The 21,772-nt window shown below is 55.1% G+C and carries 19 protein-coding genes; 12 read left to right on the forward strand and 7 right to left on the reverse strand.

Annotated features, from left to right (window positions below; all coding sequences use genetic code 11):
* Nucleotides 1-2: 2 nt before the first annotated feature.
* The 6 genes from R0I78_RS13370 to R0I78_RS13395 all read left to right on the forward strand — a co-directional run bounded on the left by R0I78_RS13370 (nucleotide 3) and on the right by R0I78_RS13395 (nucleotide 9,429).
* Nucleotides 3-911: a DMT family transporter gene (locus tag R0I78_RS13370; RefSeq protein WP_317075676.1), complete on the forward strand. Its 909-nt coding sequence runs from the start codon at nucleotides 3-5 to the stop codon at nucleotides 909-911.
* Between the two features lie 33 nt (nucleotides 912-944).
* A complete protein-coding gene (locus R0I78_RS13375) occupies nucleotides 945-1,604 on the forward strand; it encodes a GntR family transcriptional regulator (RefSeq protein WP_317075677.1) in 660 nt (219 codons plus the stop codon).
* A gap of 9 nt (nucleotides 1,605-1,613) precedes the next feature.
* On the forward strand, nucleotides 1,614-3,404 hold the full coding sequence (locus R0I78_RS13380) for an aminopeptidase P family protein (protein ID WP_317075678.1): 1,791 nt from the start codon (nucleotides 1,614-1,616) through the stop codon (nucleotides 3,402-3,404).
* A gap of 200 nt (nucleotides 3,405-3,604) precedes the next feature.
* Nucleotides 3,605-4,954 (forward strand): CDP-diacylglycerol--serine O-phosphatidyltransferase, encoded by a 1,350-nt coding sequence (gene pssA / locus R0I78_RS13385; protein WP_317075679.1) that lies wholly within the window; start codon nucleotides 3,605-3,607, stop codon nucleotides 4,952-4,954.
* A 108-nt stretch (nucleotides 4,955-5,062) separates the two neighbouring features.
* Complete coding sequence (recG, locus tag R0I78_RS13390) at nucleotides 5,063-7,135, forward strand: ATP-dependent DNA helicase RecG (protein ID WP_317075680.1); 2,073 nt, start codon at nucleotides 5,063-5,065, stop codon at nucleotides 7,133-7,135.
* Nucleotides 7,136-7,395: 260 nt separating this feature from the next.
* The gene (locus R0I78_RS13395; protein ID WP_317075681.1) at nucleotides 7,396-9,429 is read left to right on the forward strand and encodes a hypothetical protein; all 2,034 of its coding nucleotides are present in this window, start codon (nucleotides 7,396-7,398) and stop codon (nucleotides 9,427-9,429) included.
* Between the two features lie 7 nt (nucleotides 9,430-9,436).
* Here the strand turns inward: R0I78_RS13395 and R0I78_RS13400 are convergent, their stop codons facing one another.
* Nucleotides 9,437-10,375 (reverse strand): LysR family transcriptional regulator, encoded by a 939-nt coding sequence (locus R0I78_RS13400; protein ID WP_317075682.1) that lies wholly within the window; start codon nucleotides 10,373-10,375, stop codon nucleotides 9,437-9,439.
* A 154-nt stretch (nucleotides 10,376-10,529) separates the two neighbouring features.
* On the opposite strand from R0I78_RS13400, the gene R0I78_RS13405 reads away from it, so the two are divergent.
* The 6 genes from R0I78_RS13405 (at nucleotide 10,530) to R0I78_RS13430 (ending at nucleotide 16,672) form a co-directional block, all read left to right on the forward strand.
* Nucleotides 10,530-11,540, forward strand: coding sequence for a D-cysteine desulfhydrase (locus tag R0I78_RS13405; protein WP_317075683.1), 1,011 nt, complete (start codon nucleotides 10,530-10,532; stop codon nucleotides 11,538-11,540).
* Between the two features lie 88 nt (nucleotides 11,541-11,628).
* Entirely contained in the window at nucleotides 11,629-12,942 is a 1,314-nt protein-coding gene (gene hisD / locus R0I78_RS13410) for a histidinol dehydrogenase (protein WP_317075684.1), read from the forward strand.
* A gap of 101 nt (nucleotides 12,943-13,043) precedes the next feature.
* Entirely contained in the window at nucleotides 13,044-14,039 is a 996-nt protein-coding gene (gene dctP / locus R0I78_RS13415; RefSeq protein ID WP_206063499.1) for a TRAP transporter substrate-binding protein DctP, read from the forward strand.
* A 36-nt stretch (nucleotides 14,040-14,075) separates the two neighbouring features.
* A complete protein-coding gene (locus R0I78_RS13420; protein ID WP_165660848.1) occupies nucleotides 14,076-14,609 on the forward strand; it encodes a TRAP transporter small permease in 534 nt (177 codons plus the stop codon).
* A complete protein-coding gene (locus tag R0I78_RS13425; protein ID WP_165660849.1) occupies nucleotides 14,609-15,910 on the forward strand; it encodes a TRAP transporter large permease in 1,302 nt (433 codons plus the stop codon). Before R0I78_RS13420 ends, R0I78_RS13425 begins: the two co-directional genes overlap by 1 nt.
* A 9-nt stretch (nucleotides 15,911-15,919) precedes the next feature.
* Nucleotides 15,920-16,672 carry an alpha/beta hydrolase gene (locus R0I78_RS13430; RefSeq protein ID WP_317075685.1) on the forward strand — a complete coding sequence of 251 codons (753 nt, stop codon included), beginning with the start codon at nucleotides 15,920-15,922 and terminating at the stop codon, nucleotides 16,670-16,672.
* Between the two features lie 327 nt (nucleotides 16,673-16,999).
* Here R0I78_RS13430 and R0I78_RS13435 read toward each other — a convergent pair whose 3' ends face one another.
* The 6 genes from R0I78_RS13435 to R0I78_RS13460 form a co-directional block, all read right to left on the reverse strand.
* Nucleotides 17,000-17,890, reverse strand: coding sequence for a bifunctional GNAT family N-acetyltransferase/hotdog fold thioesterase (locus R0I78_RS13435; protein WP_317075686.1), 891 nt, complete (start codon nucleotides 17,888-17,890; stop codon nucleotides 17,000-17,002).
* Between the two features lie 71 nt (nucleotides 17,891-17,961).
* Nucleotides 17,962-18,399: a D-aminoacyl-tRNA deacylase gene (gene dtd, locus R0I78_RS13440; RefSeq protein ID WP_317075687.1), complete on the reverse strand. Its 438-nt coding sequence runs from the start codon at nucleotides 18,397-18,399 to the stop codon at nucleotides 17,962-17,964.
* Entirely contained in the window at nucleotides 18,396-19,355 is a 960-nt protein-coding gene (gene pip, locus R0I78_RS13445) for a prolyl aminopeptidase (protein WP_317075688.1), read from the reverse strand. The genes dtd and pip overlap by 4 nt, the downstream gene beginning before the upstream one ends.
* On the reverse strand, nucleotides 19,355-20,251 hold the full coding sequence (locus R0I78_RS13450) for a virulence factor BrkB family protein (protein WP_317075689.1): 897 nt from the start codon (nucleotides 20,249-20,251) through the stop codon (nucleotides 19,355-19,357). Before R0I78_RS13450 ends, pip begins: the two co-directional genes overlap by 1 nt.
* Nucleotides 20,252-20,363: 112 nt before the next feature.
* Entirely contained in the window at nucleotides 20,364-20,945 is a 582-nt protein-coding gene (locus tag R0I78_RS13455; protein ID WP_317075690.1) for a YceI family protein, read from the reverse strand.
* A gap of 26 nt (nucleotides 20,946-20,971) precedes the next feature.
* Nucleotides 20,972-21,493, reverse strand: coding sequence for a cytochrome b (locus R0I78_RS13460; protein ID WP_317075691.1), 522 nt, complete (start codon nucleotides 21,491-21,493; stop codon nucleotides 20,972-20,974).
* Between the last annotated feature and the right edge of the window lie 279 nt (nucleotides 21,494-21,772).

Genomic DNA, 21,772 nt, shown 5'->3' on the forward strand with positions numbered 1-21,772 from the left:
AGATGAAAAATCAGAAAAAAGCCTATTTATACGGGCTGGGCGCGGTGGCCTGCTGGTCTACCGTGGCCAGCGCCTTCAAACTGTCGCTGGGTTACTTTGAACCGGCCCAGCTGCTGCTGGTGGCCACCCTCAGCTCACTGTTGTTACTGCTGGGACTGCTGGTGCGCCAGGGCAAACTGCATCTGCTGGGCCGCACCTTTAAACAGAATCCCGGTTACTACGCCCTGCTGGGGCTGATCAATCCGGCGCTGTATTATCTGGTGCTGTTTCAGGCCTATGATCTATTACCGGCCCAGCAAGCCCAGACCCTCAACTACACTTGGGCCATTACCCTTACACTGCTGGCGGTGCCCTTTCTGGGGCAGACCATTCGCCGCCAGGACTGGATCGCCATCCTGCTCGGCTACCTGGGTGCCATGGTCATCGCCACCAAAGGCGATTTGCTCAGCCTGGACTTTGACAGCCCGCAGGGGGTGGCGCTGGCACTGACTTCTACCCTGCTGTGGGCCGGCTACTGGATACTGAATACCCGCAACCAGGCCGAGCCGCTGGTCACACTTACCCTGAGTTTTTTACTGGGGCTGCCGGTGATTGTGCTGGCCACCGCCTGGCTGTCGGATTTTTCACTTACCGCCTGGCAGGGCTGGGTGGGAGCCATTTATGTAGGCTTGTTTGAAATGGGCTTTGCCTTTGTGATGTGGCTGCTGGCCCTGCGTTATGCGGAAAATACTGCCCGTATCTCAAATCTGATCTTTATCTCGCCCTTTGCATCTTTGCTGCTGCTGTGGCTGCTGGTGGGCGAACAAATTTACCCTGCCACTCTGGTTGGTTTGGTGATGATAGTCACGGCATTGCTTATTCAGCAATGGCAACCCCGCCGCCGGTTTGCCAACCATACAGAGGCAGAGTAGAGTGACTGATACCAAAAACGTATACGATTTTTCATGAGCCGAGCTCCCTATAAAACGCTTACCCAATCGGTGGTAGAAACGCTTCGGGCGCGCATTCTCAAAGGCGAGTTCAAAGCCGGCGCTCCTTTGCGCCAGGACACCCTGGCTCAGGAGCTGAATGTAAGCCGGGTTCCGGTGCGCGAAGCGCTGATGCAACTGGAAGCCCAGGGCCTGGTCAAGTTTGAGGCTCACCGCGGTGCCGTGGTGACCGAGCTTGATGCCGAGGCGATTGACGAGCTGTTCTATCTGCGTGCCATGCTGGAAAGCGACTTGTTGTTTCAGGCCTTTGATCACCTCACTGAAGAACAGCTGAGTCAGGCCGATACCATTCTGGCCGAATTTGATCATATTCTGGAAACCGGCGATCAGATTGAACGCTGGAGTGAGCTGAACCGCCGCTTTCATACCACACTTTACGGCCCGGCTAACCGGCCGCGCACCCTGGCGCTGGTAGATCAAATTAACCTTAGTTGCGACCGCTACATTCAGCTGGAGCTGCTGCACTCCCGGCAAGGCATTATGACCGCCGAGCGGGAACATACTCAGCTGCTGAGTCTGTGCCGGCAGGGGCGAAAATTTGAGGCCGCCGCCCTGCTGCGCCAGCATATTGAATCCGCCGGTCACTCCATTAAACATCTGCTCAAGACCCGTTAAGGAACCATAATGACTCATGCCCAACGCCTTGCCAGTGTTCGCCACGACCTGCAGCAACAGCAGCTGGATGCCTTTATTGTGCCCCACGACGACGAGCACCTGGGTGAATATATTCCTCCCTATGCCGAGCGGCTGGACTGGCTGACCGGCTTTACCGGATCTGCCGGCGCTGCCGTGGTGCTGGCCCGCAAGGCGGCGGTGTTTGTGGATGGCCGCTATACGGTGCAGGTGCGCCATCAGTGCGATGCCAGCCTGTTTGAATATCGTCACCTGATTGAGCAGCCGTTGCTCGACTATGTGCTGAGCGAGCTGAATACCGGTGCTCGTGTGGGCTTTGATCCGCGTCTGCACAGCCGGAGCTGGTTTGATGCCGCCCAACAGAAACTGGCCGCCCGCGGCCTGCAGCTGGTGCCAGTGAAGCACAACCCCGTAGACCGCCACTGGCACAACAGGCCCGAGCCGACAATTAACCCGGCCCTGTTGCTGAGCCAGGAATACAGCGGCCAGCACAGCGAAGCCAAGCGCAACCGCATTGCCGAACAGCTGGCGGCCGGCAATATCGACGCGCAATTACTCACTCAGGCCGAGCCCATTAACTGGCTGCTCAATATTCGCGGCCGGGATATTCCCTGCCTGCCGGCGGTGTTAAGCTTTGCCCTGCTGCATAAGGACGGCAGCGTGCAATTGTTTGCCGAGCCCGCCAAGTTTGAAGGCCTGGATCTGACCGCCCACTGCGGCCATAACGTGACCCTGGCGCCCTTTAACGCCCTGGAACAGGCACTGACCGAGCTGGGCAACAAGGGTGCCCGGGTGCAGCTGGACCCGGCCACCGCCAACGCCTGGAGCAGCCTGGTGCTGGAGCAGGCCGGTGCCAAAATCGTGTTTGCGGATGATCCCTGCATGCTGCCCAAGGCCTGCAAAAACCCGGTGGAAGTACAGGGCAGCCGTGCCGCTCACCTGCGCGACGGCGTGGCCGTGTGCCGCTTTCTGGCCTGGTTGGATCGCCGCCTTGAGCAGCCCGCTCCCGAGCGCGAAGACGAAGGCACCCTGGCCGACAAATTGCTGGCGCTGCGGGCCGAGCATGCCGATTTTGTCGAGCCCAGCTTCAGCACCATTTCGGCACTGGGACCCAACGCCGCCATGTGCCACTACCATCATGACAACGGCACGCCGCGAAAGCTGGGTCAGGACGCTATCTATCTGGTGGACTCCGGCGGCCAGTATCTGGACGGCACCACCGACATTACCCGCACCGTAGCGGTAGGCGAGCCTGATGACGAGATGCGCAAACTGTTTACCCTGGTGCTGCGCGGCCATATTGATCTGGCCTCAGCCCGCTTTCCCGCCGGCACCGGCGGCCTGCAGCTCGACGCCCTGGCGCGCATGCCGCTGTGGCAGCAGGGCTACAACTTCGATCACGGCACCGGCCATGGCGTGGGCCATTACCTCAGCGTACACGAAGGTCCTCAGCGCATTTCACCCAAGGGCAGCACAGTTCCGCTGACCACCGGCATGATAGTGTCTAACGAGCCCGGCTATTACCGGGAAAACGCCTTTGGCATTCGCTGTGAAAACCTCGAAGTAGTACAACCCGCCGACACCTCCGGCGATATTCCGGTATTTGAGTTTGAAAATCTCACCTGGGTGCCCTTTGACCGCCGGCTGATCGACAGCAACTGGCTGGACGCCAGGCATATTGAATGGCTTAACGACTACCACGCCACTGTCTGGGAAAAGATCAGCCCGCAACTGGAAGGCGAAGACCTCACCTGGCTCGAGCAGGCGACACGCCCGCTTTAAAGCTGGAGGGGTAGGTTGGGACGAGTCCCAACATGTAATGTGGCAACGCCTTTGTTGGGATTCGCTGCGCTCATCACCAACCTACCTTTCTCCCTGCTCCCCGCAGTGATTTGCTGCCCTTTGCCTTAATTCGGTAAACTGCACCGAATCTTGTCGTTTGAGTATGGTCTTAAACGGCAATGTTATTAATCAGGTTCATTATGCGACTAGCCAACTACTACCGAAGTCTGCTTCAGCGTTTGCCTGCTCTGTCGGTGAATGCCGATCAGGTGCGGGTGCTGCACTCCGCCGCCGATTTTAAATCCCGGCTGCTGGCGCTGATTGCCACCGCCAAAACCCGCATCTGTCTGGTGGCCCTCTATCTGCAGGACGACGACGCCGGCCGGGAAATTCTCACCGCCCTGCATGACGCCAAACAGGCCAATCCGGCGCTGGACGTGCGCCTTTATGTGGACTTTCACCGGGCCCAGCGTGGTCTGATTGGCCACAAAGGTCAGGGCGGCAATCACTGCATGTATCAGGAGTTTGCCGAGCGCTATGAACACCCCATCGCCATTTATGGTGTGCCGGTCAAGGGCCGGGAGCTGCTGGGTGTGCTGCACCTGAAAGGCTTTGTGTTTGACGATACCCTGCTTTATTCCGGTGCCAGCATTAACGATATTTATCTGCACCAGAACGGCCGCTATCGTTTTGACCGCTACCACGAAATTACCGATGCCAGCCTTGCCGACACCATGCTCGGCTACGTAGACCGGCTGTTTGCCCACAACCCGGCGGTGCCGGCGCTGAACAGGGCGGACATTCCCACTGCCCGTCAGCTGCGCCAGTCCATACGGCAGTTTCGTCAGCAACTGCGCCGGGGCCAGTATCAGTTTGATGATAAATCCCGCCAGAGCGGCGAGGTAGCGGTCACGCCGCTGGCCGGCCTGGGCAAACGGGGCAACAAACTGAACAAGGCCATTCGGCTGCTGGTAAGAAGCACGCAGCAGCGGCTGTTTATCTGCACACCCTATTTTAATCTGCCCAAATCCCTGGCCCGGGACATTCGTGCCCAGCTGAAAAAAGGCCGGGAAATCACTCTGGTGATCGGTGACAAAACCGCCAACGATTTTTATATTCCGCCGGACCAGCCGTTCCGCACCATAGGCGGCCTGCCCTACCTGTATGAAGCCAACCTGCGCCGCTTTGCCCGGGCCAACCAGACCTTTATTTACAAGGGCCGGCTCAACATTATGCTGTGGCACCACGACCACAACTCCTATCACCTCAAGGGGCTGTTTGTGGACGACGATCTGGCCATGATCACCGGCAACAACCTCAACCCCCGAGCCTGGGGTCTGGATCTGGAAAACGGCCTGCTGCTGCAGGATCCGGAGCACAAGCTGCGGTCAGTTTTTGAGGAAGAAAAGGCCAATATTCTGCAGCACTGCCGCCGCCTGACTCACTTCACCGAAATCGAGCAGCTCAGTGACTATCCCGAGCCGGTGCAGCGCCTGCTGAAGCGGGTGCAGCGCACTCAGGCCAATGTGTTACTGAAACGCCTACTCTGAAGCTGAAAGCCTGAAGCCGGAAGCTGGAAGCCGCTCTGGTCAGCTTCGCGCTTCCAGCTTCCAGCTCTTGTTGCTATTCTCTGTACATATTTACAGTGAAGGGCCGCCATGAGACCGGACAAAATGCCCCTTAACCTGCTCAAGGGCGTAGGCGACAAAATGCAGGAAAAACTGCACCGGCTGGGGCTGGAAACGGTGCAGGATCTGCTGTTTCATCTGCCGCTGCGCTATGAAGACCGCACCCAAATCTGTCCGGTGGCCGAACTCAGGCCCGGCATGCATGTGTCTGTGGTGGGCGAGGTGGTCGACAGCCACATCAGCTATGGCCGCAAACGCATGCTGCTGTGCCGGTTGCGGGACCACAGCGGCACCCTTACCCTGCGCTTTTTCAACTTTGCCGCCGCCCAGAAAAACAGCCTCACCGCCGGCACCCGGCTGCGCGCCTTTGGCGAAATTCGCCCCGGTCATCACGGCCTGGAAATCATTCATCCGGAATATACTCTGCTACAGGGCGATAATCCGGTCAGCGCAGAAGCCAGCCTGACCCCCGTTTATGGCACCACCGAAGGGCTGCGCCAGATCAGCCTGCGCCAGCTCACCGATCAGGCGCTGGCGCTGCTGGCGCAAACTCCGCTGCCCGAGCTGCTGCCTGAGGGCCTCTATCATCAGCAAATTCCCCTGAACGATGCCGTGCGCCTGCTGCACCGGCCACCCCCGGACGTGGCGCTGGATCAGCTGGAGCGCGGCCAGCATCCGGCCCAGCAGCGACTGGTCATGGAAGAGCTGCTGGCCCATAACCTGTCGGTGCTGCAGGTGCGCGAACAGGGTCAGACCCATCTGGCCCGGGCACTGCCCGCCGCCGAGGCGCTGGTGAATGACTTTCTGGCCCGGCTGCCGTTTTCTCCCACCGGTGCTCAGCAGCGGGTAGTAGCGGAAATTGGTGCCGATCTGAATAAAAACGTGCCCATGATGCGGCTGGTGCAGGGGGATGTGGGCTCGGGCAAAACCCTGGTGGCGGCACTGGCGGCGCTGCAGGTGATCGGCAACCAGGGGCAAGTGGCGCTGATGGCACCCACCGAGCTGCTGGCAGAGCAACACGCCGCCAACTTTGCCGCCTGGCTGGCTCCCATGGGTATAAAAGTAGGCTGGCTGGCGGGCAAGGTAAAAGGCAAGGCCCGCACCGAGCAACTGGAAAAACTGGCCAGTGGCGAGCTGGCCATGATAGTGGGCACCCATGCGCTGTTTCAGGAACAGGTGCAGTTTAACGCCCTTGAGCTGGTGATTATCGACGAGCAGCACCGCTTTGGCGTGCACCAGCGGCTGGCCCTGCGGGAAAAAGGCACTCAGGGCGAGCACTATCCGCACCAGCTGATCATGACCGCCACTCCCATTCCCCGCACTCTGGCCATGACCGCCTACGCCGATCTCGACACCTCCATCATTGACGAGCTGCCCCCGGGCCGGACGCCGGTGACCACGGTTGCCATTCCCGACACCCGGCGCGATGAAGTGATTGAACGAGTGCGCCAGGTGTGCCGTGAACAGGGCCGCCAGGCCTACTGGGTGTGCACCCTGATTGACGAGTCGGACATACTGGAATGCCAGGCGGCGGAAGACACCGCCGCCGCCCTGTCGGAACGGCTGCAGGAGCTGAAGGTAGGGCTGGTGCACGGCCGCATGAAAGCCGCAGAAAAGCAGGCAGTGATGGCCGATTTCAAGGAAGGCAAACTGGACCTGCTGGTGGCCACCACCGTCATTGAAGTGGGGGTGGATGTGCCCAATGCGTCGCTGATGATCATTGAAAACCCCGAACGTCTGGGGCTGGCTCAGCTGCATCAGCTGCGCGGCCGGGTGGGCCGGGGGGCCACCGCTTCTCATTGTGTGCTGCTCTATCACGCTCCCCTGTCAAAGACCGCCACTCAGCGGCTGGGGGTGCTGCGCGATACCAACGACGGCTTCATCATCGCCCAGAAGGACTTGGAAATTCGCGGCCCGGGCGAGTTGCTCGGCACCCGCCAGACCGGGCTGGCAGATCTGAAAATTGCCGATCTGGTGCGGGATCAGGCGCTGCTGCCGGAAGTACAACGGCTGGCCCGCTATCTGGCCGACCGCCACCCCGACTGCGTGCAGCCATTGATCCGCCGCTGGCTCGGCACTCGGGATCACTACGGTAAGGTTTGAGAAAACAATATTGCATGCCGTATGTCATCTGCATCGGCGTGCAGATCCGTCGGGCACGGCGCACTACTTCACGACACGCTTCAAGTACCTCCATGTAGCGCTCGGCAAATGCCATCCATGGCATTTGATCGGTCGTGAAGCAGACACCCCGCACCCTCCTTATGCAGCTCCTGAGTAGCCTGAAGACTAAAAGTAAATCAGTTTCCGGCGAAGTCCTGCCTATGTATGATACAAGCAGCGGGTTTTAAAAGGATAAGTGCATGAAAAAACTGGCCAGAAGAGGTTTGACGGGGCTGCTGGTGCTGTTGCTCGGCGGCTGGTTGCTGCTGAACCTGCTGGATGTGAATCAGCTGAAAAAGCCGGTGCTTACCTGGCTGAACGAGAATACCGAGCTGGATGTGAGTATTGGCCGGCTGGAATTCAATCCGCTGTCACCCTACAAACTGCTGGCAGAAGACGTGCGGCTCGGAGACTGGTTCAGCGCCCGCCAGGTTTATCTGGAGCTGGAGCAGCTGGCACCGCTGGCCGGACGCACCGAGATCGCCATTCTCGATATTATCGACGGCAGGCTCAACCTTGAGCAGACCCGGCCCCCCGAACTGCCCGCCAATCTGGCCAATGTTTATATTCATGAACTGAATACCCGCAACCTCAGCCTCGCCGGCAACGGCTGGGAAGCCGGCGGTATTCGGCTGAGCGTCAGCAACTGGCAACCCCGGCAAAACGGCCAGTGGCAATGGTGGGCCGATGCCGATGTCAGCGGCAATCTGCGCCAGCTGTCTCATCCCGCCCTGGAGCTGGCCGGATTTGGCTTTACCGGCCAGTTACGCCAGGGCCGGCTGGAGCTGGATGATATGCGCAGCCGGCTGTTTGGCGGCCTGCTCAGTGGCAGTCTGGTGCTGGATCCGGTCAGCCGCGAGCTGCGTCTGAACAGACCCCGGTTCAGTCAGGTAAAGCTGCCGGTCAATCCGGATGTCACCCTGGCCGAAGGCTGGACCCTGCAACTCACCCGGGCCGGACTCGATAACGTCAGTCTGACCACACCTTCGCTTGTTGTTAACGGCATCAGAGGCGAGATCAGAGACCTGGAATGGACAGGTTCCGGGCTGCCACAAGGCCGGGGACAATGGCAGGCCAGTGAAGCCACCCTCGACTGGCTGCGCCTGGACAGCCATACACTGCAGTGGCTGGGAGACAAAGAGCGTCAGAGCATCACACTGGCAGGCAACGCCTGGGAAGGCAATATTGAGGCTGAACTAGGCTGGTATGCGGATCAGGGCAGGCTCGACGTAGACGAGCTGCGACTGAGCAACACCAAGCTGGTATGGCAGCCTGATATACACTGGCCGGTGCCGGATGTGCGTATTCATAAGCTCAACCTCACCAGTACAGAGCTGCTGTCGCTGGACAACGAGCTGCCGCTGTCTGTTTATAACGGCGATGTGTTTATCACGGATCTGGCCTGGTCGGCAGGATTATGGCGGCCACTCAGCACTCAGGCCCGAATTGAAGGCAGTGTGACCGAGCTGGTCTGGAACAGCCTGATCGGCCGCAATACTGAGTTCAGCGCTCGTCTTACCGACGAGCAATGGCTGCTGGATAACCTCAATGGCAACTGGCTCGACGGTCAGCTGACAATGAACGGCAGCATGGGGCTTTACCCGCCTCACAGCACAGAGCTTGAGCTTGCAGGCAAAGACTGGCAGCTGCGCCATCTCAGCAACTGGCTGCGGGCCGACAGAGGCTTTGCCGGTGATCTTACCGTTAATGTCAGGCTCACCGGTGAGCCTGGTAACGCCGACAGCTGGCAGGGAAAGCTGGCGCTGGACGGCCGGGATATTTTTGTGGAGCAGGCGGGACTGGATCACTGGCTGCGCAACCGGCTGGCAGAAGACTACCCTCGGCCCAAACAGGTGGATGCGGCCCTGGCCGGACTGGATTTAATGCAACATGACGGCTTTATCTACCGGCTCGACTTACAGGGGCCGGTTCAGGCTGGCCGCTGGCAGCTGAACGGCAGCGCTCTGCAGAGCGTGCGCCATTTGCTGGCCCTGCGCGGCAGCATCAGCGCCGGCGGCCAGCTCAAGCTCAATCTGGGGGTGATTAACGATGCCGGTTGCCGGGAGCTGGCCATTCAGTTAACCGAAGACTGGCAGGCACCCAAACTGCGCCTGCACCAGCCGACACTGGCCGAGCCCTGCCAGCCCTGGTATTCGGGCGCTGTGCCCTACCCGGCCGCCGGCCTGCCCGGCAAGCTGATTGAGGCAGTGCGGGCACTGCCGGCGGCACCCTGAGCGCCCTTTACACCGTTGGCCGCACCACAGGAAACTGCTCGGTATAACTAAGGTTGTACAGCTCGACCAGGTACTGCCAGAACATATCTACTTCCGGCTTGACCGTGTGCCGAAAGCGATACAGCAAAATGCGTAGATCCACAGTATGAAAGCCTTCATGCAACAGGGTTAACTGGCCCTGGGCCAGTTCATTCTGGATCAGTCCATAGGGCAGCCAGGCCACGCCATATCCCTGCAAGGCCATGGCTTTGAGCCCCTCCGCCAGGGCGTTTTCACACACTATGGTGTATTGAAAGTCCGGCGGCAGTTGGTTCAGGCAGAGTTCTTTCACCAGCCCGCCCAGATAGGAGTCGTCTGGATAGGCCAACAATTTAAGCGGGGTTTTGCCGTTCACCGAAAACACCGGCGTGCCTTCAGGCGTCAGTGCCGATACCGGCACCAACCTGTCGGTCCCCACCTGAATGCAGGTGGTGTCATTGCGTGACAGCTGTCCCATGTCGCCGGCGGAAGAAAAGCTCAGCAGAAAATCCCCCATGCCCGCCATAAAGGACTCGGTCAGATCGTGCAGGTTGCCGGTACTGAGCTTGACCAGGGTATTGCCCACCAGGGGCTCCAGGGTGCGAATCCAGTGAGGAAAAAACGACACTGCCGGTGAATGCTGAGCAAAAAATACTAGGCTCTTCTGAATCTCCTGTCCCTGTAGCCGCGTACGCACCCGGTAGGTGTCGTGGATCATCCGTTTAGCTTCTTCCACAAAGGCCAACCCCCTGGATGTAAGGGTAGTGGGATATTTTTCCCGGTCTACCAGCGCCACTCCCAGCCAGTTTTCCAGCGAACGAATCCGCCGGCTGAATGCGGGCTGGGTCACAAAACGGGCCTCGGCCGCCTTGGAAAAACTGCCGTGTTCATTCAGAGCCACAAAGTCCTTCAGCCATTTTAATTCCATTAAAAACAATCCCTTACTGTCTCATTTTGGCCCTATGCCCAAAAGTAACCAGGAGCGAAGCCAATATAGCATTGGTCGTGGAACGGTGATTATTCCACCATGCAGTTGTTAACCAAATGTATCGCACATGTTCAAAACGAAGAGGAATGTTAAAATGCATCTAGCTCGTTATCCCCGTCTGCACTTTGCTCATCTGGCCACCCCGCTGGAGCCGATGCATCAACTGACCAAACTGCTGGATGGTCCGAACCTGTGGATCAAGCGTGACGATTGTACCGGTCTCGCCGGTGGCGGCAACAAGACCCGCAAACTCGAGTTCCTGATGGCCGATGCCCTGGAACAGGGTGCCGATACCATCATCACTCAGGGTGCCACCCAGTCCAACCATGCCCGTCAGACCGTGGCCATTGCCACCAAGCTGGGCATGGAATGCCACATTCTGCTGGAAGACCGTACCGGTTCCGAAGACGCCGATTACAACTACAACGGCAACGTCATGCTCGACCAGCTGTTCGGCGGCATGCTGCGCAAGTACCCGGGCGGCACCGACATGAACGCGGCCATGGAAGAACTGGCCAGCGAACTGAAAGCGGCCGGCAAGAAGCCCTATATCGTGCCCGGTGGCGGCTCCAACGAAATCGGCGCCCTGGGTTATGTAAACTGCGCCCTGGAACTGCTGGGCCAAGCCAACGACGCCAGCCTGCGCATTGACCACGTAGTGCACGCCACCGGTTCCGCCGGCACCCAGGCCGGTCTGGTCACCGGTCTGTCCGGCAGTAACAGCCGCATTCCGGTACTGGGCATCGGCGTTCGTGTTCCCCGCGAACAGCAGGAAGCCAACGTGTTCCGTTTGGCCGAGCGCACCGCCGAGAAGCTGGGCATTCCCGGTGCGGTCAAGCGCGAAGACGTGGTCGCCAACTGTGACTACGTGGGTGAAGGCTACGGCATTCCCGCTCCCAGCACCCTGGAAGCCATTGAGCTGTTTGCCCGTCACGAAGGCATTCTGCTGGACCCGGTTTACTCCGGCAAAGGTGGCGCCGGCCTGATCGACCTGATCCGCAAGGGCCACTTCAAGAAAGGTGAAAACGTGGTGTTCCTGCACACCGGCGGCGCACAGGCGCTGTTCGGCTACCGTGATGCCTTTGGTTTTGCCAAATACTACTGATTGATTCGGGCGGCCACACTATGGCCGCTCATAACCAACGAACTCTGTTGTCAGCCAGTTGGCTCGTCTTTTTAACAGGTGATATACCATGGAATATCTCAAAGAGGCAGCGGCAAACAGTGACGTCGTACTGAGAGATGAATGCATTCAGGGCGTAGTCAAGGACATGCTGGCCAATATTCGCCGCAACGGTGAAACCGCGGTGCGTGAATACGCCAGACAGTTTGATAACTGGCAGGGCGATTTCGTGCTGACCGAGCAGAAAAAGCAGGCCCTGATCGATCAGGTGCCCCAGCAGGTCAAGGACGATATTGACTTTGCCCATCGCCAGATCAAGCGCTTTGCCGAAGCCCAGCGTGACAGCCTGACCTCCTTTGAAATTGAAACCGAAGAAGGCGTACGCCTGGGTCAGCAGGTACTGCCGGTGCAGTGTGCCGGCTGTTACGTACCCGGTGGCCGTTATGCCCACGCCACCTCTGCGCTGATGAGCGTGGCCACCGCCAAGGCCGCCGGCGTACCCTTTATCGTGGCCTGTTCACCGCCCCGGGGCGACAGCATCAACCCGGCCGTGGCCTATGCCATGCATGTGGCCGGTGCTGATATGATCCTGGAAATGGGCGGCGTACACGCCGTGGCCACCATGGCCTATGGTCTGTTTACCGGCCGCCCTGCCGACATTCTGGTGGGTCCGGGCAACGCCTACGTGGCCGAAGCCAAGCGCATGCTGTTCGGCGAAGTGGGTATCGATGTGTTTGCCGGCCCGACCGAGTCGGCCATTATCGCCGACAAGAATGCCGATCCCATGACCATTGCCGTTGACCTGGTGTCCCAGGCCGAGCACGGTCCCAACTCCCCGGTCTGGCTGTTTACCGACAGCCGCGAGCTGGGCGAGAAGGTACTGGAGATCATGCCCCATGTGATTGCCGACATGCCCAATGCCGATGTGTGCGAAGCGGCCTGGCGCGATCACGGTGTGGTGATCCTCGGCGACAACCGGGAAGAAGTCGCCAAAATCAGCGACGAGTGGGCCTGTGAGCACCTGCAGGTGCTAGCGGACGATCTGGAATGGTGGAAGGCCAACCTCAACAACTACGGCTCCCTGTTCCTGGGTGAAGGCAGCACCGTCTCCCACGGCGACAAGTGCTCCGGCACCAACCACATTCTGCCCACCAAGAAGGCGGCCCGCTACAGCGGTGGCCTGAACGTGCAGAAGTTCATGAAGGTGCTGACCTATCAGGAACTGAGCGAAGAGGCCAACCTGGTGTTCAGCGCCGCCGGTTCCCGCATCTCCCGTGCAGAGGGCATGGAAGGCCACGCCCGTGCCTGTGACTGGCGCCTGCGTAAGTACTTTTCTGATATCACGTGGAACTTTCCGGTATACGAACAAAAGAAATATCAATAATGCATTACCAGAGGGAACAACACTAAGTAGGTATTAAAAAATTTTTTACATTTTAGCCTAATGAAAATACAGAAAATGACATTTTAAACATGGAGAATAAAATGAAAAAAAATAAACTGCTACGTACTGCTCTTGGTATATCTATTGCTCTTTCTCTGACCATGGGGGCAGCACAGGCCAAGGAAACCATCCGCATTTCCACTTATGTTAACGAGACTGACATTCGTTATCAGGGTTTTGAAAAGTTTGCCGAGCTGGCCACTGAAAAATCTAATGGTGATTTAGATATACAAATATTCCCTTCATCTACATTACATGGCTGGAGCGAGGGCGTTGATGCGGTACAAGGTGGGTTGTCTGATATCAGCTGGATCCCCTCCGACAAACGACTTGCATGTTATCGGGTGACCTCTTTATATCCCGTCGCTGTGAGCCTTGAAAATCAAATTGAGCTGGATAAAGAGTACTCCAACTTAATTAGGGCTGAAGCAGAAAAAGTTGGGTTAATGCCGCTAATTAACTCAAACTACTCTTATGATCAGGAATGGTGGTTTAAGGAGCCTGTTAGTGATCTCGGGAACCTGGATGGAAAAATGGTTCGCTCTATTGGTCCTTTGGTCAGCAGCATGATCGAAGCCTGGGGTGGGAAGCCTGTTTTTGTATCACCCAATGAAGTTTTTCAGTCAGCTGAGAGAGGCGTTGTTGATGGTATAAACATGGGTGTAGCAACCTATAGCTCATGGAAACTGTGGAGCGTCATGCCAAGCATGGTTAATGCCAACTTGTTCTATGCCAATATCATTTATATGATGAACAAGAACAAGTTTGACTCTCTGAGTGAAACTAACCAAACCGCCCTCCTTGAAGCAGCGCAAGAGGCTGAGACCTGGCTCAAACCACGCTATGAAGACTGGATTGATCAACGGGTTGGTAATGCCGTTATGAAAGGTAATGGTTCTGCTTTCACCATCTCTCAAGAAAAGAGACACGAACTAATTAATAGCGTTCAATCTTCATGGGATAATGAAGTGAATGAAGCATGTGGTGAAGATTTAGCAAATGACATTCGTGAATTGTTTGCCAAACATGCCAAATAAATTTACATAGCTTTACTTAGGGACGGAGATGTCAAAATGCAACAGGCATTGACTTTAACGCTATCAAAGGTGACGAGAATCTTGGAGAAAATAGCAAACATTCTGCTTTACTCCGGAGGTCTTGTTGTTTTCATTCAGGCATCCTGGATCACTTACGGTGTGTTCATGCGCTATGTAATGGATAACCCGGATGGTATGGTCACTGAAGCAACAGCCCTCATGTTAGTACCTGTTGCATTTTTTGGACTTGCGTATGCACTTAGTAAGGATGCGTATCCAAAGGTGACTTTACTACGTGATATACTGCCAAAAAAAGTCCAGGCTGTCATTGACAGGGTAAACCTTTTAATTATGACCTTAACCGGATTATTTTTCAGCATTGCATCCGGCGAAGCTGCTGTACGGGCTTTTCATTCAGGCGCTGCATCTGAGATTTTACTTTGGCCAAGATTCTACTTCTGGATCCCCGTGGCTATTTCACTTTTTGTTTTCACCTTGTTGGCACTTGTCCTCTTGTTGAATTATCAGCACCCTCTTGATAGAAATTACACAGAGCTGGAGGAAGTATAATGGAATGGTATGTTGTTGGCCTGGGCTTACTTGGCCTATTAATCCTTTTTATATCTATTGGCCTTCCAATTCCATTTGCGTTGGCTGCAGCTTCTTTACCTTTTTTGCTTAACATTCAGTCCTTATCTACTTCACTGATCACTGCTGAACTCAAGCTTTGGGGAGTCTGGGTTGATTACATTCTGTTGGCGGTACCCTTGTTTGTTTTATTGGGGGAGCTGATAGGAAGGTCGGCAATAGGCCCGAATCTTTACTGGTTCATGCACAGTAAAGTTCCAGTCCGCGGCTCTGCTGCTTATGGTAGCATTGGTGCCTGTGCTGGCTTTGGTGCAGTATGCGGCTCAAGTATGGTTGGCTCACTCACCATAGGTGGCGTAGCCTTGCCTGAAATGCTTAAGCTGGGTTATGGAAAGCGCCTGTCCAGTGGGGTTTTGGCAGCGGGTGGCACACTCAGCGTTCTGATTCCCCCCAGCCTGATCTTGCTGTTTTACGGCATTGTAACCGACCAGTCTATAGGTGACTTGTTTATTGCCGGAGTTATACCTGGTGTTATACTGGTTTCTCTTTTTATTCTTATTGTCAGTGTCTGGGGCTGGCTGCAGCCCAAAGAAGTTCCTGAGCGAGACAATAGTAACCCAATCCCTTGGGGGCTTGCATTAAGTGCCGTACTACCAGTTGTTATCATTGGTTTAATTATTACCGTCTCTATTTACACAGGCATTGCAACACCAACAGAAGCAGCAGGAATTTCCTGTGTGGCCACCATAATAATGGCATTTTCTGTTGGCGGTTTACGCTGGGATGGTTTTGTAGAAGCAATTCGAGCAACCATGAAAACGATGGGGTATCTTGGGCTGCTCTTGTCAGCTGGTGTGCTTTTCGGTTTTGTAATGACTTATTATAGGGTACCGCAGCAATTTACAGCACTATTTACAGCGATGGAATTATCTCCTTATGTGATTCTGGCTGCAATCATAGTGTTCTATGTCATACTTGGCATGTTCCTAGAGCCAGTATCAATGACATTCATCACATTACCAACACTATACCCATTGGTGTCAGCCGCTGGATTTGATCTGATTTGGTTTGGTGTCATCTATACCATCACCATGGAGATAGCAGTACTTACTCCACCAGTCGGGCTAAACTTGTATGTAATTCAAGCCTTGGCCAGAAAAGAAGTAACTATCGGCGATGTGATTATAGGGTGCTTACCATTCATCGGCGCACTTATCGCTCTTCTTGGTATGATGGTAATGCTACCAGATATAGCCACTTGGCTACCCAATGCAATTAAATAGGTATAAGCAATGAATTACATCCGAACTGGAAATGGCCCAACACTAGTACTGATTCATGGTTTTTTAAGTGGCTACTCTTATTGGAGCGAGCAAATAGAGTATCTGAAAAAGCACTTTGACGTTATAGCCATGGATCTTCTTGGTTATGGCGATAGTACAGAGAAAACTGGCCTTGACAGCATCTCTGACTTTGCTGATTATGTGATTGAAATACTGGATGTACTGAATGTGGGTGATTTTCACCTTATTGGGCACTCTATGGGTGGAATGATCGCCCAAGAAGTGGCACTAAAAGTAAACCATAGAGTACAACGACTGGTACTCTATGGTACAGGGCCCGTAGGTAACTTACCTGGCAGGTTTGAACCACTTGAAGTTAGCCAAGAAAAGGTAAAACACCAAGGAACAAAGGAAGCAGCTACTTACTCGGTTAAAAGCTGGTACCTTCAAGAAACTGCAGACCCTAATTACCAGCCCAGCCTGGAGTTAGCTCAGAAAGTTTCTACACAGACTTATATCAATGGCCTGAAAGCCATGAAAAGTTGGAGTTCCACTGACAGACTGGATCAGATTCTTGCTCAGACATTGATAGTCTGGGGAAATAAAGACCGCACATATGTTTGGGAGCAACCTTATGCTTTATGGCGTGGTATCAAGGACGCTGAAATAGCCGTATTACCACAGTGCGCTCACAATATACACATGGAAAAGAGCGAGCTATTCAATATGATAGTAAGTGATTTCCTAATAGAACATTATTAAATTAAAGGGAGGAAGCATCCTCCCTTTTTTTCCTAATCCAGCTTATCATGTGGCATTATTACTGACCTTGCCCTCTAGGCATAATGAAGAGCCTACCACTTAACTAAGAATATCAACAACTTAAGAGGTGAAATATATTAAACCAAAGGAATTGGGTCAGTAACAATGACACCTTCTTAACCCTTTATAATATACCGAGCATATTTTGTTTATACTCCATTTTAGCCAAGTGGCTTTATGGAAGTAAAACAACTCGAAATATTCAAATTCAGGTAACAGTATCCATATCCACACTCCCACGCAGAACGAGGGAGTGTGTATTTTATTCTAATGGGACAATATCACATAGCGTCCGGTAAACAGGGCGGCCCGGGTGTCGCCGCTGTACAAAGTAATGGACAGCTCCACCTTGACCCGCTCGCCCCGGCCCAGAGGCTGCAGTTGATCCCGCAGCCGGCCCTGCACTTCGGCGGTGGGCTCGTCCCACACCGGCGTCAGATATTTAATGTCACCACTGCTCTGCACTATGTCGCCGCTGAGGCCGTATTCCTGCATTTGCAGCCAGATAAGCCCCCAGCCACTGAGTACACACTGACTGTAAATGCTGCCGGCAAACATGGACTCATGCATATTTAAATTGGCAGTGAGATTAGCCAGGGTTTTCAGCTTGCTGCCGGTATACTGAATAATCTTGACGCCCATTTTTTCACTGATGGGAATGCGCCTGTGCCACTGGCGCTGCAGCTCGTCGCACAGCTCTGGTCTGTGGCTTATCTCATGAATAGGCGTGAGTGCCTTGATCATCTGCCGGTGCGGAATTTTGCCAAAGCTGATGGGACCTTCCCCCACCACGGTAAATCCGCAGTGCGTATAAAACGCCACCGCCTCTTCCCGGGCGTTCATCACCAGCCGGCGCACTCCCTGCTGACGGGCGACCTGTTCCAGAGCCTGCACCATACGTGAGCCCAGACCGTGATCCCGGCACTCCGGGATGACCGCCATAAAGCGGATCTGAGCTTCATCGCCGCTTACATAAAGGCGGCCCACCGCCACCAGTTTGCCGGTGTCGTCCACCATCATGCGATGATGGGCATATTCGTCAAATTCATCTCGTTCCGAGCCCTTCGGCTGTTGCCAGGGCTTACGCAGCAGCTGCCAGCGCAGCTGATAATAGGCTTCCAGTTCCGCTTCCGTTTGCGGGGTGACCACACGATACATGGTCTGCTCCTGTTGTGGTTATTCGTAAGTAAGGAATGCCGGGTGGGGCATACGCCCTGAAGCGTGCAGGCTTATGCCTGCAGCCAAAAGGTAACGGGACCGTCGTTAGTCAGGCTTACCTGCATATCGGCGGCAAAGCGGCCCGCTTCTACCGCCACGCCCTGATCCCGGGCGGCCATCAGAAAATAATCATACCAGTGCTCTGCGTCTGCCGGTGCCGCACCGCGGGAAAAGCTGGGCCGCAAGCCACTGTTGGTATCGGCGGCCAGAGTAAACTGAGACACCACCAGCAGGCTGCCACCCGCCTGACGTACATTAAGATTCATTTTACCATTTTCATCGGGAAACACGCGATAGCCCAGCACCTTGGCCAGCAGCTTGTCGGCTTTAACCTTATCGTCGTCCCGCTCCACCCCCAGCAGCACCAGCAGGCCGGGGCCAATGGCACCTACTTGCTCGCCGGCCACGGTTACCGAGGCGTCTGTTACTCGTTGAATCAGGGCAATCATACTGCTGCCAACTCCCTTGCCATGTGATCGGTGGCCTTGATAAGCGCGTCCATAATACCCGGTTCAAAGGCCGAATGCCCGGCACCGGGCACAATTTGCAGGTGAAGTTCGGGCCAGCAGGCAGCAAGTGTGGTGGCAGCGGCGGGTTTGCAGATGGCGTCGTAACGGCCGTGCACCAGAACAGCGGGCAGGCCGCGCACGTTATTTATGTGCCGAATAATGTAGTTTTCTTCAAAGAAACAGTGATTTACAAAATAATGACACTCCAGCCGGGCCAGTGCCAGGGCGCTGTGCGCTTCACCATAATGGCTTTCGGCATCGTGCCGGGGCAGCAGAGTAGAAATGCGCCCTTCCCAGATGGCCCAGGCCCGGGCAGCATTGAGCCGGGCCAGCTCATTATCACTGGTAAGCAGCTGATAGTAACGGTGCAGCAGATCTTCTGCGTTACCGTTAAGGGGCGTCAGAAACTCCCGGTAATAGTCGGGAAACAGCTGGGCAGCACCGCCTTCGGGCTGATACAGCCAGTCAAGATCCTGCTGCCGGCCCAGAAACAAGCCTCTCAGCACCAGCCCCAGTACTCTGCCCGAATGCTCAATGGCATAGCACAGCGCCAGCGTCGAGCCCCAGGAGCCGCCAAACACCAGCCAGCGCTCAATGCCAAGATGAACACGAATTTGCTCCATATCGGCCAGCAACGCCTGCGTGCTGTTATCGGCAAGCTCCGCATGAGGCACAGACTGACCGGAGCCTCGCTGATCAAACAAAATAATGCGATAGCGCTCGGGATCAAAAAAGCGTCTGTGCTCCGGGCTGATACCGGCCCCGGGTCCGCCATGCACCAATACCACGGGAATACCCAGCGGATTACCACTTTCTTCCACATAAATCTGGTGTAAATCGGATACAGGCAGCCAAAACTGCCGGTTAGCATTAATTGCCGGATACAGGGTGCGCATCAGTCAGAGCCCTCGTCGTCTTTATCATCCTCAAAGCTTAGTCCGTGGCTGTGTTCATAATCACCCAGACTGGCGGTCAGCTCGGCACCAAACAGCGCTATCATCCAGCTGAAGTAAACCCATACAAATAAAATGGGAATGGTCGCCAGAGCACCGTAAATGGCCTGATAAGACGGAAACTGAGTGATATAAAAAGCAAAACCGCGCTTGGCAATTTCAAACAGCACGGCCGCCACCAGACCACCCACAATGGCATGGCTGAAGCGCACCCGCTTGTTGGGCACCACCATGTAAAACACCACAAACATCAGGGTAGACAGCAGAAACGGCAGCATACTCAGCAACAGGGTTCCCACACCAAAGAAACTGTCACCCTGAAACAAGCGCATGGAAGTAATGTATGAGGTGACCGCTAGGCTGGCACCGGCCAGAATGGGCCCCAGGGTCAATATCATCCAATAGGTGGAAAAGGCTACCGACCAGCGTCGTTTCTGGGAAACCCGCCAGATATGGTTGAAATTTTCATCAATGGCCGAGATCAGCAGCATGGCAGTCACTGCCAGTGCCGCCACACCGATGGCAGTGGTTTTGGATGCATTGTCGATAAAGCCCTGAATGTTCTTTTGCACCACGTCTCCGGCGGCCGGCACAAAATTGCTGAACACAAAGTTTTGAATGGTCTCGCGCAGCTCGGCAAACATGGGAAAGGCCGACATCATGGCAAACACCACCGCCAGCATGGGCACCAGCGACAACAGACTGATATAAGTAAGATAACCGGCAGTAATTTTAAGCCGGTCCTGTTGCATGCGCTTGAATACAAAGAGAGAAAAATCCACTCCATGCTCCCGAATAAAGCGCAAGCGATGCCCGATGCGGGCGGCAACCTGAGTCATGGCACATCCTGTTTAGGGTAAGTAAATGTTTATTGTGGCAAATTTAAGTCCCAAATGAAAAACCGCCCGGCTTTTGGGACCGGGCGGTGTGCATAACACAGGCGGGTTTTATTTACTGGCGTACGCCTTCCAGATGCATATCCAGATAAACAGTGGCAGCGGCCGGACCCAAATCATAGTCGATGCCGAAGTCAGCCAGTTTTATTTCCATCTCGCCTTCAAAGCCGCGACGGAAGCCCCCCCAGGGATCTTCACCGGCACCTACCTGCTCAATTTCAAATTCCACCGGCTTGGTTACGCCGTGCAGGGTCAGATCCCCTTTCACCACATATTCACCCTCGTCATCATCGTCTTTGGTGACGCTGGTACTTTTAAAGGTGGCTTCCGGAAACTTGCTCACATCGAGAAAGTCGTCACTGCGAATATGGCGATCCCGCTCACCGTGGTTGGTGTCGATGCTGGCCGTTTTTATCGTCATCTCCACGCTGTTGTTGGCGGCATTGCTTTCATCAAAGGTGAAGTTACCACTGAAATCATTAAACCGGCCCACAATCCAGCTGTATCCCAGATGGTTGATTTTAAAGTTTACCGAGGCATGCATGCCTTGCGTATCAACGGTGTAGCTTTCAGCAGCAGCAAACGCCGGTGAGGCAGAAACGGCCAGCAAAGCGGAAGCAATCAGTGTTTTTTTCATGTTATCTCTCCTGTGTGAGAAAAGGCTTACAGCATGCGTTTCAGTGTCTGGTCGCGGTCAAACCAGTGATGCTTAAGAGCCGCCAGGGCATGCAATGCCACCAGGCCAATCAGCGACCAGGCGCAGATTTCATGAATAAGCCCGGCTACATCTTCCTGATTTTCAAAGGCAGTAAACAAGGCCGGAATATCAAACCAGCCAAAAAGCGAAGCGGGCCTGTTATCGGAGGTGGCCACCAGATAACCACTGATAAACAGCCCGAACAATAATAAATACAGCACCCAGTGCATCAGATGAGCCAGCCGCTGCTCCCAGGCCTTGTGGCTGGCCAGCGGCGCGGGCTGAGCACTAAACCAGCGGCTTAGCAGGCGCAGCACTATCAGGCCGGCCAGCAAAAAGCCCACGCTTTTATGCCAGTAGGGCAATACCTGATAAAGCGGATCGTAATAACCCAGGCTGCGCATCCATAACCCCACCCCAAACAGGCCAAATACCAGCAGGGCAGTGAGCCAGTGAAAAAGGCGCATTGTAATTGAATATTTCTGCATGAATGGCTTCTCCTGCGCCGCCGTAACCAGCCACGCAATCAACTGTGCATGATTATTAATCTCAAGTCTAATCGCTTTAACTGAAAATCAAAGCGACCTTTACTGGCTTTGAGGTTCAAATTATTTGAATAAATTTCCCATAACGAGTAGGGTGAGGCGTTACCGCCTCATCCCTCTCACAGAACCGTACGTACGGACCTCGTATACGGCTCATGCCTGCTTTTATTCAGCCTGCGGGCTGAACACATACCCTGTCCTGACATCTTCAAGATTGACCAG

The sequence above is a fragment of the Oceanimonas sp. CAM02 genome (assembly GCF_032842915.1).
Classification (GTDB): domain Bacteria; phylum Pseudomonadota; class Gammaproteobacteria; order Enterobacterales; family Aeromonadaceae; genus Oceanimonas; species Oceanimonas smirnovii.

Bases quoted from the DNA above. Each gene is read 5' to 3' on its own strand.
- R0I78_RS13395 (WP_317075681.1), top strand. From the start codon at position 7,396: ATGAAAAAACTGGCCAGAAGAGGTTTGACGGGGCTGCTGGTGCTGTTG.
- hisD (WP_317075684.1), top strand. From the start codon at position 11,629: ATGGAATATCTCAAAGAGGCAGCGGCAAACAGTGACGTCGTACTGAGA.
- pssA (WP_317075679.1), top strand. From the start codon at position 3,605: ATGCGACTAGCCAACTACTACCGAAGTCTGCTTCAGCGTTTGCCTGCT.
- R0I78_RS13435 (WP_317075686.1), bottom strand. From the start codon at position 17,890: ATGTATCGTGTGGTCACCCCGCAAACGGAAGCGGAACTGGAAGCCTAT.
- R0I78_RS13380 (WP_317075678.1), top strand. From the start codon at position 1,614: ATGACTCATGCCCAACGCCTTGCCAGTGTTCGCCACGACCTGCAGCAA.
- R0I78_RS13450 (WP_317075689.1), bottom strand. From the start codon at position 20,251: ATGACTCAGGTTGCCGCCCGCATCGGGCATCGCTTGCGCTTTATTCGG.
- R0I78_RS13405 (WP_317075683.1), top strand. From the start codon at position 10,530: ATGCATCTAGCTCGTTATCCCCGTCTGCACTTTGCTCATCTGGCCACC.
- R0I78_RS13425 (WP_165660849.1), top strand. From the start codon at position 14,609: ATGGAATGGTATGTTGTTGGCCTGGGCTTACTTGGCCTATTAATCCTT.
- pip (WP_317075688.1), bottom strand. From the start codon at position 19,355: ATGCGCACCCTGTATCCGGCAATTAATGCTAACCGGCAGTTTTGGCTG.
- R0I78_RS13455 (WP_317075690.1), bottom strand. From the start codon at position 20,945: ATGAAAAAAACACTGATTGCTTCCGCTTTGCTGGCCGTTTCTGCCTCA.
- R0I78_RS13420 (WP_165660848.1), top strand. From the start codon at position 14,076: ATGCAACAGGCATTGACTTTAACGCTATCAAAGGTGACGAGAATCTTG.
- R0I78_RS13400 (WP_317075682.1), bottom strand. From the start codon at position 10,375: ATGGAATTAAAATGGCTGAAGGACTTTGTGGCTCTGAATGAACACGGC.
- dtd (WP_317075687.1), bottom strand. From the start codon at position 18,399: ATGATTGCCCTGATTCAACGAGTAACAGACGCCTCGGTAACCGTGGCC.
- R0I78_RS13460 (WP_317075691.1), bottom strand. From the start codon at position 21,493: ATGCAGAAATATTCAATTACAATGCGCCTTTTTCACTGGCTCACTGCC.
- dctP (WP_206063499.1), top strand. From the start codon at position 13,044: ATGAAAAAAAATAAACTGCTACGTACTGCTCTTGGTATATCTATTGCT.
- R0I78_RS13370 (WP_317075676.1), top strand. From the start codon at position 3: ATGAAAAATCAGAAAAAAGCCTATTTATACGGGCTGGGCGCGGTGGCC.
- R0I78_RS13430 (WP_317075685.1), top strand. From the start codon at position 15,920: ATGAATTACATCCGAACTGGAAATGGCCCAACACTAGTACTGATTCAT.
- R0I78_RS13375 (WP_317075677.1), top strand. From the start codon at position 945: ATGAGCCGAGCTCCCTATAAAACGCTTACCCAATCGGTGGTAGAAACG.
- recG (WP_317075680.1), top strand. From the start codon at position 5,063: ATGAGACCGGACAAAATGCCCCTTAACCTGCTCAAGGGCGTAGGCGAC.